Annotated in this window: 12 protein-coding genes; 4 read left to right on the plus strand and 8 right to left on the minus strand. The window is 33.5% G+C overall.

Annotated features, from left to right (window positions below):
- Window positions 1-36: 36 nt before the first annotated feature.
- The 8 genes from DD649_RS07100 to cpxR all read right to left on the minus strand — a co-directional run bounded on the left by DD649_RS07100 (window position 37) and on the right by cpxR (window position 10,143).
- Window positions 37-978 carry a glycosyltransferase family 2 protein gene (locus DD649_RS07100; RefSeq protein ID WP_294105097.1) on the minus strand — a complete coding sequence of 314 codons (942 nt, stop codon included), beginning with the start codon at window positions 976-978 and terminating at the stop codon, window positions 37-39.
- Window positions 979-2,207: 1,229 nt separating this feature from the next.
- Complete coding sequence (locus DD649_RS07105) at window positions 2,208-3,470, minus strand: oligosaccharide flippase family protein (protein ID WP_294105099.1); 1,263 nt, start codon at window positions 3,468-3,470, stop codon at window positions 2,208-2,210.
- Window positions 3,471-4,196: a hypothetical protein gene (locus DD649_RS07110; RefSeq protein ID WP_294105101.1), complete on the minus strand. Its 726-nt coding sequence runs from the start codon at window positions 4,194-4,196 to the stop codon at window positions 3,471-3,473.
- Window positions 4,197-4,201: 5 nt separating this feature from the next.
- The gene (locus DD649_RS07115; RefSeq protein WP_294105103.1) at window positions 4,202-5,047 is read right to left on the minus strand and encodes a hypothetical protein; all 846 of its coding nucleotides are present in this window, start codon (window positions 5,045-5,047) and stop codon (window positions 4,202-4,204) included.
- A gap of 1 nt (window position 5,048) precedes the next feature.
- Window positions 5,049-5,510 (minus strand): glycerol-3-phosphate cytidylyltransferase, encoded by a 462-nt coding sequence (tagD, locus tag DD649_RS07120; RefSeq protein ID WP_336429721.1) that lies wholly within the window; start codon window positions 5,508-5,510, stop codon window positions 5,049-5,051.
- A 596-nt stretch (window positions 5,511-6,106) separates the two neighbouring features.
- Complete coding sequence (locus DD649_RS07125) at window positions 6,107-7,546, minus strand: capsule assembly Wzi family protein (RefSeq protein ID WP_294105106.1); 1,440 nt, start codon at window positions 7,544-7,546, stop codon at window positions 6,107-6,109.
- A 531-nt stretch (window positions 7,547-8,077) separates the two neighbouring features.
- On the minus strand, window positions 8,078-9,448 hold the full coding sequence (gene cpxA / locus DD649_RS07130; protein ID WP_294105108.1) for an envelope stress sensor histidine kinase CpxA: 1,371 nt from the start codon (window positions 9,446-9,448) through the stop codon (window positions 8,078-8,080).
- Window positions 9,445-10,143 carry an envelope stress response regulator transcription factor CpxR gene (cpxR, locus tag DD649_RS07135; protein ID WP_336429724.1) on the minus strand — a complete coding sequence of 233 codons (699 nt, stop codon included), beginning with the start codon at window positions 10,141-10,143 and terminating at the stop codon, window positions 9,445-9,447. Before cpxR ends, cpxA begins: the two co-directional genes overlap by 4 nt.
- Before the next feature lie 152 nt (window positions 10,144-10,295).
- Here cpxR and DD649_RS07140 point away from each other — a divergent pair, with 152 nt between their 5' ends.
- From DD649_RS07140 to DD649_RS07155, 4 genes are all read left to right on the plus strand, one after another.
- The gene (locus tag DD649_RS07140) at window positions 10,296-10,844 is read left to right on the plus strand and encodes a Spy/CpxP family protein refolding chaperone (protein ID WP_294105112.1); all 549 of its coding nucleotides are present in this window, start codon (window positions 10,296-10,298) and stop codon (window positions 10,842-10,844) included.
- Between the two features lie 227 nt (window positions 10,845-11,071).
- Entirely contained in the window at window positions 11,072-11,374 is a 303-nt protein-coding gene (locus tag DD649_RS07145) for a type II toxin-antitoxin system RelE/ParE family toxin (RefSeq protein ID WP_336429727.1), read from the plus strand.
- Window positions 11,371-11,670, plus strand: coding sequence for an addiction module antidote protein (locus DD649_RS07150; protein WP_294105117.1), 300 nt, complete (start codon window positions 11,371-11,373; stop codon window positions 11,668-11,670). Before DD649_RS07145 ends, DD649_RS07150 begins: the two co-directional genes overlap by 4 nt.
- Before the next feature lie 89 nt (window positions 11,671-11,759).
- The gene (locus DD649_RS07155) at window positions 11,760-12,341 is read left to right on the plus strand and encodes a HutD family protein (RefSeq protein WP_336429730.1); all 582 of its coding nucleotides are present in this window, start codon (window positions 11,760-11,762) and stop codon (window positions 12,339-12,341) included.
- The last annotated feature ends 200 nt before the right edge of the window (window positions 12,342-12,541 follow it).

Consider the following 12,541-nt stretch of genomic DNA (forward strand, 5'->3'; position numbering starts at 1 on the left):
TGTACCTGCAATTGCTATTTTCATAATATTACCCGTCTAGCGCAATCTAAGTGAATGAATTTTTTTAAAGATTTGTTTTGTATTAAATAAAAATAAATAAGAGTAAAAATGTAATTTTATTCTAAGCTTACTTTTTTTTAGAAAGTTAGCTTTTTTAATAAAAGCAACATCTCTATTTGACTGGGGGATATTTATAATAACCTTAGTTATATGAGTACTTGTTCTTTTTTTTAGTATATATACTTGTGAAGTATTTAATTTTTCTTTTAACTTATTAAATCCATATATTATATCATCAATATCAGAGGGTTTTGCATTTTTTGTTATTGAGTTTGGGTTTGTCCTATATAAATATAATGGGGAGGGTATGGCTTTTATTTTTTTTGCTAAAAGATACAAATGAGGTACTAGTATAAAATCCTCATATCGCCTGTTTATAGTGAATCTATTCATACTTAATAAATTCGAGTTAAAAAAACGACCGCAGGCATGCCAGTTATATTTTTTCAAAACAATCTCAAATGTTTTGTAATTCATTTCATTATTTTCAAATGAATTACATATTCTAATTAATGATATTTTTTTTCTATCACAAGAAAAGCGTTGAATATTAAATTCTATAATATCTGTATTTTTATCATAGTATGCCAGAAATGACTCTAAATAATCAGGTGATAGTAAATCATCACCATCTAAAAAACTAATAAAATCAGTGTTGTTAATGCTGAAGTCTATGCCTGCATTTCTCGCTGAGCTAAGTCCACCATTTTCTTTTTGTACTAAAAATATATTTTTTTGATTAGTGATGATATTCGATATTATGTTTAATGTATTATCAGTACTGCCATCATTTACTATTATTAGTTGAGACCAAGCTCTACTTTGTTTTATGAAAGACATAATACATGGTTTAATGAAGTCTTCAACGTTATATGCGGCAATAATTATTGTGAGTTTATATGGTTTATTCACGGTCATTAGTTGTTTTCTTTTCAATTTGATTTAAGGTCTTTCTGTTTGGTATTTCAATCTTTCTATTAAAATCATAGATAGAGTTAAAGAATAAAAAGTCATTATTAAATGTAAGCTGGTTACCTATTTTTGAAAGTATAAATAAATTTGGGATTGAAATTAAACAAACAGGTACAATTAGTATAACAATTAATTTTTTTAAGTTATTTGTTATAAAATCCATGCTGTAAATGTATATGAGTATAAAACTAATTAAGCTAAGTGACCAACCAAATCGAATTGAGAACATTCTATTATATATAAAAAACAAAATAGTTAGTGAGTATATTATGGAAAAGTATATGAGTACATTTATTTTAGTATATTTATTGTCTTTAATTATACTTAAGGAAATAATTAAAGTTATTGCTATCTTTAATAAAACTATAGGAATGTAATGCAATAATTCGCTTGTCGTTAATACAGACCATTCATTACTACCATACCTATATGCTTTATCAAATACAGAATCGATGAAGTCAATCCCAGTATTTACCTCGAAATTAAGGAGAAATGTGATTATAGAAAAAAAAGCGCTTAGACATATAATTGTAGATATTATCTTAATCTTTTTTTTATAGAGTAAAATAGCGATAGAAAATAGAGGGATAAGTATAATTACAGAACTGTGAATTAGTAGTGATAAAAAAACAAAAAATGAAAAAGCATATTTATTATTTAAGCAATAACATGAAATGGCATAATTGAAAATAACAATAGCAAGCATGTTTTCAAAAGAAAAATAAATAGTAAAAGGGACTCCTGATAGTATAATAATTAAAAATAAAATTATTTTCTTTATAGTATCTAGCTTATGATTTATAGCTAAAAGATAATTCTGGGAGCTTTTTAATAAAAAATAAAAAAATATAAATATAGAAAAAAAAGAATAAAAAGAAGCATTCAATCCTATTGATTGCATTATTGAAAAAACAAAAAATCGATATAATTTTAACTTAATGAGAGCATAAAAAATATTGTGTTCATATTCACTATAGTATCGGATAACATCTGGGTAGTAATTGTGATAATCCAAAGTATATGTAACTAACGACAAAAAAAGAGAGATTGAAATAAATAAAGCTTTAATATTTTTATTTACGATAAATACTAAAATGCATAGTAGTAATGCCATAAATGGAAAGTATATAAAAACAGCAATAAACAATATTGATGCTAAGAAAATTTGAGTAAGGTTATAGATTAAGATATTGGTTTTCATTTTTTTTTAAATACATTTTCCAGATGTAAACTCTATAGATAAGAATGATTATGAGATAAAATATATATGCAATAGATAGAGTATAGACAGTTAGTTGATTAGCTAAATACAAAGCTATTACAATTGGAGTGTATAGTAAAGTACTATACACTACTGAATTCTTAAACTCCTTACTTAACCCAAATGGAGCTAATAGGCAATTACCAACAAAATGAGATGGGACATTAATTAGTATGCCAATTATTAATATATTAATAATTGATGCTGACTGGATCATGCTTTCGCCAACATAGAGAGATATAATATAAGGCGCTGAAATAAATGTTAAAATTATTCCGAAAATGGCTAAAAGGCTTAATAACTTTATAATGTTATATACTTGTTTAGTATTTTTTTCTCTTGTGGCATTAGGATAAAAAGCTTGGTTAAATAAGTTAAATGGTAATTGTGCAATACCAACTAATTTAATCGCTAAATCGTAAAACGCCACATATTGCTTTTCGTTGCTATAACCTAATAAAAGAATATTAAACCGTTCAACAAATACAGATGATAAACGTGAAAGAAAAAACTGCCATGAGTCGGTTATAAGATTTAAGAATAGTGATTTTTGAAAAGTAAATGTATAAAGTTTAAATTTAATTATTGATAGGATAAATAGAGAGAAGTTTCCTATAATATAGCAGAGAGAAAAAATCAATGTATATAAGATATAGTCATTAGATTTTCCAATGAAAATAAATACACAAGCCAACAAAGATAATTTATAGATAAGGGTTCCAAGAGATACAAAAAACATTTTTTCTATCCCCTGAAAGAACCAGTTTACAAAAAATAAATCACCAATTAAATAAATAAGACAGCTTAAGTGAAGTTTCGTGTCAATACTTGTGTTTATAGATATAAGAAAAAGTACAAATAAGGAAATAATGGTTATAATTAAAAAAAGAACTAGTTTAATTAGTGCGATAGAGAAAAAAATAGTAGATAATCTATATTTATTATTTCTATTTAAAGACACTTCTTTTGTTGCTGATATTGAGAATCCAAACTGAATTATTATAGAAAGAAGTAGATAAATAGATTGCGTATAAATAACTGACCCATAGTTTTCTGTTCCAATGGTTTTTATTAAGTATGGATAGTATATAAAAGGTAAAATTAAAATTAACACATTGGAAAATAATAAATGAGTAAAGTTCCTTATTATTCTAGATGAGGTTTTATTTATATTCATTTATTTTATTAGTTTGTTTTCTAACATAAAGATTATTAAGTTTTTGCTACTACCAAAGGCGCTATAACTTTCATTATCAATAAATTGATAATTAGAGTAATCAATGAAATTGCTTTTTTTGGGTATCATCCACTCATTCCCATAATGGCTTTTGAATATTTCTTCGCATTTATCAGGGATTAGCATTCCAGAGACGGCATCTCTTTTTAATTCAAATTTAGGGTACTTAACCTTAAAATAAGTTTTATAAATATTTCTTTCTATTGATGTAAATTCTTTTTGTGCTCGCTCCTTTCTGAAATTAGGGCACTCATGTATTAAACATTCATTTTCTTCTTTTAAATGAAAAATATCGACTTTTGCGCCATTTAGATTAAATGATAACTCAACAAGTTGATTGTTAACCACTGAAATAGCTATAAGTTCTATTTCGTTAGCAGCTAACTCAGTTATAAATTTTAATGTAAATATATTATAATCAGTCGAAGCAAAATCAAAATCATCAGCAAATAATATGTTTTTATCTCTATAAAGACTCAGTAGAGTACCAAAGAAAGGAAAAACTTGAATACTTAAAGAGTTCATTTTTTTAAAAACAATATCTTTATGATGGGATTGATTTGATGGTTTTTTTTTCTTTTTAAATTTTCTAATAAAAAATAAGGCTTTTTCAGCTAATATGTTATTATTAGGTAGGTTGATTAAGTACTGTTTTATTTTTTTCATATTATTTAGAGGAAGAATCTATGAAGATTAAAATGGTTAACAATTTTTTTCAATTGAATGTTGTTTCTATTTTCAAATACATTGCTGGAATATAAAGAATCTTTTATAGATGAGAGGAGTATTGGGAAATGAATATTTTCTTTTTCTACTCTAGAGCATTTGTAATTATTTAGTAGAGAACTTGCTTTATACCATAGGTCATCGGCTTGTGGCGCGAGAGATAAAAACAATTTTTTATCTATAATGATATTATTTAATGCGGCTATAGGGTATGAAATACCAGAGCAACCAGTTGGAATAAGGTTGAAGCTAGGTTTGTTTTTTGATGTATTATTATTGATGAATTTATTGTAATTAAATTCATCATTTTCGATTTCGAAATTATGCCCTCTAAAGCAGGACACGCAATTATTCTTTATACTTGTCTCTATTAGCTTAGATGACCAATATCTTGGGTAAATAATATCATCGTCAGCAGTTAAAATGTGAGTGATTTTATTATCAATTATTTCATTGAAATACGATAATTTTTTATATGAATATATATTTTCTTTTTTTATGATGATTATCACGCCTCTATTTTCAAGGGTTTTCATTTTATGCGGTATGCCCCCTGCTTTATCTACGTCCTCCTGACTTAACCATACGTATATTTTTTTTGGGGGCAATGTTTGTCTCAGTAAACTTTCACATGTTATATGCAATGTTTTCAGCCTTTTAAAATATGAAGTTAAACTAATGACATACACTGATTCAGAATTTACTTTTTTTTTCTTTATTTGAAAGCTATGATTAACTTGGAATAGCAAAGATAGTAATCCAAATTTTATTTTTTTAAGTGATATATTCATATTACCTTGAAATCGCAATTATTATTTCATTGACCTGAGATAAATAACTTTCTATTTTTTTTAGTTCTGATTCACTTATATTTGAAAGTTGTTTTTTTATATCCGTAGTAGATATATTTTCTGTTCTAGGTAAGTAAATGACTTCGCATATCTTTTTCAAATGATCAAATTTACCTTTCCAGTCATCCCCAATAGCAAAAATATTTGCACTGTATTTGATAATATCGCTTTCTTTTTGCTCCCAATTATTCTCTGGAAAAACATCATCAACATATTTACAACTGAGAACTATCTCGGCTCTCTCTTCATAAGAAAAAAAAGATTTTTTCCCTTTTATATTATTAAATGAATCAGATGAAATACCAACAATTAATCTGTCACCCATTTCTTTAAGTCGTTTTAGAATTCGGATGTGACCAACGTGAAACAAATCAAAAGTCCCATATGTAATAATCGTTTTCATATAAAATTTAATCCATAGCTACCGCACTGGGTTGTCGGGTCCCAGAGCACCATTTGAATTGTAAATTAATGCTTATCAATTGAAATTGTTGCACTTTTGGCTGAATCGCTCAATTGATAAACATTTCTTATTGTTTTTAACCGATGAAGGTTAATCCTGCTAGCTAGCAGGGTCAAGCAAAAAGCGGTTAATAATACCATTAAATATACATAGAGACTATATCTTAAATAACGTTAGAGAATAGTCTTAGAGGTGAGTATTAATTGGATAAATTATTTTAAATTATCAGGTTATAACTCTTAAAATGACGTCGAATATTAACCCGAGTTTAACTTAAGTTAACCTATTAATATCATTACGCTTATTATGGATACATTTTATTCATATTATTTAATATGCTAGCAATACACTGGTTCGGCGTAAAATAGGATTGATAACAGCTGAAATTGATGATTTTAATTAACTTAATAATTGTTAGATTTAATTACTTTAATCAGAAAAAGTGGAACGAAAATTAATATTTAATCAAAAACACGGACGGCGAGTATCGCTGTCCGTGATGAGAGACTATTTATAATGCGGATTTTAAATAAGTATTACCACTTAAACGGCACGTTCACTGTTACTGACGCACCGAGATCGTCGCGAGTGTCATAGTCAGTTTTCGAAACCCACACTTTGGCGTCTGTACTAATGTCTCTATCAAAATTATGCCACCAACCTAAATCGACCCCTTTGATGGTTTCAGATTCTGGGAAGATTCTATTTTGTGGATAGCTCTCTTTATTTACTTTCGCATAGACTAAACGGGTACTGACGCGGTTATCATCATCAAGTGTGTATTCAACTTTTGCAGATAACATACGCCCATCGCCACCCATCGCATGGCCTAATGGCGCGCCTTGTTGGTAATAACCGTCTTTGTAGATAAAGTGGCGATACATCACGCCATTTTTATCCCATTCCGTATGGGTATTGGCGCCTTCAATATACCAGTTCAATGGTTGGCCCCAAGCGGTATGATATCCCTCGATACCGCCCATAAAAGCATTTTTCGATGGGAACAGATTGGCTTCATCTTCACCGACCATTTGCCCGTAAACACTCACTGGCAAATCAATAAGCGGATAAAGTTTTAGTTTAAAATCAAGGCCAGCGAGTTGGTTGCCGGGGTCGTCATTGTAGTCACCGGTATTATCTTTTCCACCCATGGCATTCCAGAACGAGTTCCAGCTATTTGGGCGGCCATCGCCTCCCCACATCACCACACGAGAACCACCAAGTTCAAAGAAGTCAGTTGGGTTCATTGTCATGCGTAGACCAATCAATTTAGTATTAGGTTGGGATGAATACTGTTTGATTTGGCCTGCGGTAAGTTGGTATTGCCATGAACCAATCCATGAAAGCCATGGAGTTTCAAATGGGCTTTGGTCGGCACGTTGCATTAAGAAACCGGTGACAGGGCGCGCGGCATCGGTGCGGATTAAGCTACCATCATGGCCCGGTCCCCACCATTGCGGGATTTCACCAAAGCTTATCCATTGGTTCCAAACTTTAACGCCACCATAAGAGCCGTTAAGGTTGTAGTCAGAGCCATTTTCAACGCGCAAAGCACGTTCTGCATTAGCTTTGAGGTTTAAATCAACGTCGTCGGTACTGTAATTACCGGAAACAGTATAGCGAAAATCGCTGTATTCACTTTGTCCAAACCCTTGTGGCATTGACGGTTTGCCAGAGGCTAAATGGGTTTCTAGCTGAACACTATTTTTGCTGTTCCCAAGTTTTTTCTTGATGCGTTGAATAATTGCCAGCTGCTCATCATTGGTGATGTTGGCATTATTCAACGAACGCGTAATTTCTTCCTGAGAAAGGGGCCATGTTGAAAGGCTGATTTGAATTACATTACGTTCTGAAAGCCAAGCGAGGTCGCTGCGCAAGTTGTTATCGGGTACAACTAGGCCGCCAGCGAGACTGCTGCTACTGAATGCGCCTAGTACTGCTAACATGATCAGCTGAGTGAGCTTGTTTTTTTTCATTGATAAGTCCATTTGAAGTTAAGTTCGGCTAATATTTAAATGGGTTATAAAAAATAAAATTGTATTTATTTTAAACTCCTATTAGGAGTATCTAATTGTTTTTTTTTATTATATACGTATGAAATTTAAGTTGGCTTGGGAGTGCGTGCCATTTGATTTTAATTAATCCTGAAATTTACATTTAATAATTTTTTCTCTTTAAGAGTATCAGATTAATACATTACTCACTATATGAGTTAACTAGTTAATAATTAAAGTAATACTTATTAGCTATTACTTTATGTTTTGAATTGAACGCATTTAATGCGTTTTTGTTCGATCGCGTCATTATTAATTAGAGTAAAATAGGGTTATATATTGATGAGTTATTTTGGTGGTTGATGAAATAGGCGATTATAAGAATATTCTGATCAATAAGCGTATTAATAATATGGTTTGTAGTTATATTAAATAATGAAATAAAAAAAGCCTTTAACTTTTAATAACTATTGTATTAAAAGTTGAAGGCTTGGTAACGATTTAAAATAAGGGCTAGCGACCGTGTTCGGGTAACCAAATTTGTAAGCGTAATCCACCTAATGGGCTATTATCGGCTTTTACCCAACCTTTATGCTGAGTGATTGCGGTCTCGACGATGGCGAGGCCTAAGCCTGTTCCACCGGTTTCTCGCGCTCGCGCTTCATCCGTTCGGTAGAATGGACGGAAAATGTGCTCGCGATCGGCTGGGCTAACTCCTGGGCCGTCATCATCAACAGTGATTAAGACACCGTTATTTTCTTCTTTAAAATCAACTGCAATATGTGAATGAGAATAGCGTAAAGCATTTCGGACGATATTTTCAAAAGCACTACCAACAGCGGATGGATTACAGTACAGCGACCAAGGTCCCGGAGGCGAGGTGACGTCCAAGGTTTTGTTCATCTGTTCTGCTTCAAAGCTAGCATCGTCAAGAATGTCGCCCCAAAGTTCATCGGCTTTAATGTTTTCTCGAAGAATTTCATTTTTGTGTTGGCTACGCGATAGCACGAGTAAATCGTTGATCATGCTATCTAAACGGTGTGTTTCGGTTTCAATTCGTTCAAGTTCTTTACTTTCCCCATGGCGACGACGTAATAGGGCAGTTGCCAGTTGTAAACGGGTGAGTGGAGTTCGTAATTCGTGAGAAATATCAGAAATTAAACGTTGTTGGGCGCTGACCATGCCATCCAAGGCGCTGATCATTTGGTTAAAGCTGTTACCTGCTGAGAGGAATTCTTGTGGGCCGGATTCAAGTTCTGGATGAGGCCGTAAGTTACCTTTCGCGACGTCATCTGCCGCCATTTTCAGTTTTCGCGCAGGTCGTGCCAAGCTCCATGATAGCCAGAGCAATAATGGCGCACTGATTAACATTGTGGCAATCAGTAGTAAAAACGGTCGGTCAAACAGTAGGTTGATAAAATCAGATTGTGGGCTACTGGCTGGACGAACTAAATAGAGTTGATAGTGATCTTCACCATCACGAATCGAGAATGGGCCAATAATTTCTGCTCGGCCATATTTTTTCTTTTTCGGGTGGTCGGCGTTATCCGATTGACCAATAAAGTTACGAATGACTTGCATTTCACTCGGCATCGCACCAATTACGCGACCTTCACTGGTCACAATAATGAGGCGTTGGCCGGGTGGTGCCCATTTTTTGATGGAGTTTGAGATACGACGCCACCAAAGGAGGTCATTCATCGGCGCTTGTGCGAGTTCTGCTTCTATATGCTGTTCAAGCATTTCTCCTTGGCGCTGCTCACTTTCCATCAAAACAGTGAGCTGCCGTGAGTCTAGCTTGGGCACCATCAACACTAGCATGAGCACTAGTGCGAGGGTGAACCAGAAAATCGCAAATATTCTTGCGGTTAAACTGTTGATCATGTGGCTGAAACCATCAGGTATCCGCGGCCACGTAGGGTTTTAAACCACGGCTGACCGTCTGTACGCTCTGGGAGTTTTCGACGTAAGTTTGAGATGTGCATATCAATGGCACGGTCAAACGGTGTTAAGCGTTTTCCAAGCACTTCTTGGCTGAGGTGTTCTCTCGAAACGACTTGCCCTAAATGTTGTGCTAATAAATACAGTAGCGTGAATTCAGTACCGGTTAAATCGAGAATCTCGGTATCGAAGCTCGCTTCTTGGCGGCCTGGGTTAAGTTGCAGTTTATCAACTTGCAGCACAGGCGTGTTGCTATTGTCACCTTGGTTCTGCTCGCTCCAAGTTGAGCGGCGTAGTAAGGCGCGAATACGAGCGACAAGTTCACGGTCATTGAAAGGTTTAGGAAGGTAATCATCCGCCCCTAATTCTAATCCCAATACTTTATCGAGTTCACTGCCACGGGCAGTCAACATGATCACTGGGGTCTGGTGTAATTGACGCAGCTCTTTTAATGTCTCGATACCGTTTTTCTTTGGCATCATGACATCAAGTAATAGTAGGTCAATTGATGAGTCTATTTGCTGTAATGCCTGTTCACCATCATAAGCGATGACAACATTGAAGCCTTCCATTTCCAGCAATTCTTTTAATAGCGACGTGAGTTCACGGTCGTCATCAACTAATAGGATTTTATGCATTGTTTAAGTCCTCCGGCTACCAAAATACGATAACAATCTTCACGATTCCATGACTTTACGTTCTTTTACAAGCTCTGACGCTAGTTTGCAGCCACCAGCGTATAGTTGTCCACATTGAATCACGAGCACAGTTCGGAAACAAGGTGTCTAAAATGCATAGAACAGCACATAAAACAGCAGTATTAGTTTTAGCCTCTGCATTTGTTTTCGGACCCGCAGTCGCTTTTGGGGAAATCCCAGCAAACGATGCTAGTGTCCGTGAAGGGGAAGCCCCTTTAATGTTACAAATGCAACCTGAACAATCTGCCTCAGCAAATTCTCAAGTTGTAGTTCCATTTCAAAATCATGAAATGTTTAGTAATGAAGAGCGCGCAAGTACTTTCCTGTTTAATGGTATCACGTTAAATGAAAAACAGCGCCAGCAATTACGAGATTTAATGGCTACACAGCGGCATTATCGCGTTGATAACTCGGGTTTAGTGCAAGAACGTGAAGCACTACACAAATTAATTATCGCAGATAGCTTTGATGATAAAGCTGTCCGTGAACAAATCGAAAAGCGATTGCAAAAAGAACTGGAACAACGTGTGGAAATGGCACGTATTCACCATGAATTATACCAGTTATTAACGCCTGAACAGAAAGTTCAACTTGAACAAATTCATCAGCACAAAATGGCTGAATATCAAGCGATGCAATAGTAAAAGAATATAGCAGTGAAATAAGTGAGATTTAAGTCGTGAAGTGAGTTTCAAAATGTAAGTAGTGAAGTAGCAACAAATGAAGTTTTTCCTTGCCATAGACACCATCCCTGTCTTTTAAGCCCCTTTTAGGGGCTTTTTTTTTGCCTGTAAATAGATAAGTGTTAACTGTAGTTGACAATTTCTAAAGGCTCATTAGTATAGTACCAAAAGACAAGGAGGGTCTTATGATGAGTGTGCTTACAACAGATATCTTTGATGGTTGGATGAAAGATCTTAAAGATATTCGAGCGAAAACAAAAATTCAAGTTCGAATTAGGCGCTTAAAAAATGGAAATTTCGGGGATGTTGAAGCAATTGGTGATGGTTTTTCAGAATTACGAATACATGAAGGTCCAGGGTATCGTATTTATTTGAAGAAAGTAAATAATGTTGTTGTTATTCTAATCAATGGTGGAAATAAAGTGACACAACAGAAAGACATTGTTAAAGCTAAACAAATTTTCAAAGCAATCGAGGAGAAACTATGACCATTAAGTTAAAAGAGTATGATATTGCTGAACATTTAAATAGTGAAGAAGAAATACAAATGTATCTCAATGAAATTTTAGAAGATGGCGATCCTGCTTTAGTGCTTGCAGCGCTTGGTGATATTGCCAGAGCCAGAAATATAAGCCAACTTGCAAAAGAAGTGGGTATGAGTCGTGAAGGTTTGTATAAAGCCTTATCGGGGCAAGGTAATCCAGCATTTACAACGATTATAAAAATCGTTAATTCTCTTGGTTTAAAGTTACAATTCAAATCAATTAAGTCATCTAATCTTTAAGATCATTTTAATGCAAATTATTGATTAATTTTTATCGACAGTATTACTTTTATTTATCTAAATCATTCATCGAAAAATAGGTAAACGTCATGATCCAAGTTTTAACAGAACAAGATTATAAAAAAATGCCATGGAAAAATGGTCAAGGGTTTACTTTAGAAGTTGCGCGTAGTCATGGTGAAGGTTTAGATGATTTTGATTGGCGTATTTCTATTGCAGATGTTAAGGCGGCGGGTGCATTTTCTTTTTTCCCTGATAGGCAGCGTATTATTGGCGTATTAGAGGGAGTTGGTTTGACGTTACAGGTAGATAAAAAGGCACCAATTACCTTACAGCAAAAACAATTTTTTGCATTCCATGGTGAAAGCGAGGTGTATGCGGAGCTTGTTGATGGCGCTATTCGCGATTTTAATCTGATCTATAATCCGCAAAAATATAGGGCTCGCTTACAGTGGTTGAATGCACAATCTGTCATGTCTTGGATTAGCGATGCCAGCCATGTTTTAATTTTTAATCATACAAAATTGCTCGATATAGTCATTAATATGGAGCAATACTCATTAAAAGGGTTTGAAACCTTATTGGTGACAAATAATTGTCAGCCGTTGCAATTTACGACGTCACAACAATTGAATCGTGATTTTTGTATTATTGAATTGTTTATTAAGTGACTTGATTAATTACACGAATTTAGCGTTTTTATTAGTAGCAACTTACTCTAATTATGTGTGATTGGTGAGGTATTTATCTGGTAAATTCTGCTATTAGCGTAAATATGATAACAAAATCATATTATGACTAATTATGGCTTTATTCCTATTGTTATTTTTAACAGAATTCATAGTCTTTAGCATTACTAATAATAATAGTT

Origin of the sequence: Providencia sp. (assembly GCF_003533305.1) — a bacterium.
GTDB lineage: Bacteria > Pseudomonadota > Gammaproteobacteria > Enterobacterales > Enterobacteriaceae > Providencia.

What these genes read in the sequence shown, in the direction of transcription:
- DD649_RS07100 (WP_294105097.1), bottom strand. Translation starts at nt 978, where the DNA reads ATGACCGTGAATAAACCATATAAACTCACAATAATTATTGCCGCATAT.
- DD649_RS07105 (WP_294105099.1), bottom strand. Translation starts at nt 3,470, where the DNA reads ATGAATATAAATAAAACCTCATCTAGAATAATAAGGAACTTTACTCAT.
- DD649_RS07110 (WP_294105101.1), bottom strand. Translation starts at nt 4,196, where the DNA reads ATGAAAAAAATAAAACAGTACTTAATCAACCTACCTAATAATAACATA.
- DD649_RS07115 (WP_294105103.1), bottom strand. Translation starts at nt 5,047, where the DNA reads ATGAATATATCACTTAAAAAAATAAAATTTGGATTACTATCTTTGCTA.
- tagD (WP_336429721.1), bottom strand. Translation starts at nt 5,510, where the DNA reads ATGAAAACGATTATTACATATGGGACTTTTGATTTGTTTCACGTTGGT.
- DD649_RS07125 (WP_294105106.1), bottom strand. Translation starts at nt 7,546, where the DNA reads ATGAAAAAAAACAAGCTCACTCAGCTGATCATGTTAGCAGTACTAGGC.
- cpxA (WP_294105108.1), bottom strand. Translation starts at nt 9,448, where the DNA reads ATGATCAACAGTTTAACCGCAAGAATATTTGCGATTTTCTGGTTCACC.
- cpxR (WP_336429724.1), bottom strand. Translation starts at nt 10,143, where the DNA reads ATGCATAAAATCCTATTAGTTGATGACGACCGTGAACTCACGTCGCTA.
- DD649_RS07140 (WP_294105112.1), top strand. Translation starts at nt 10,296, where the DNA reads ATGCATAGAACAGCACATAAAACAGCAGTATTAGTTTTAGCCTCTGCA.
- DD649_RS07145 (WP_336429727.1), top strand. Translation starts at nt 11,072, where the DNA reads ATGATGAGTGTGCTTACAACAGATATCTTTGATGGTTGGATGAAAGAT.
- DD649_RS07150 (WP_294105117.1), top strand. Translation starts at nt 11,371, where the DNA reads ATGACCATTAAGTTAAAAGAGTATGATATTGCTGAACATTTAAATAGT.
- DD649_RS07155 (WP_336429730.1), top strand. Translation starts at nt 11,760, where the DNA reads ATGATCCAAGTTTTAACAGAACAAGATTATAAAAAAATGCCATGGAAA.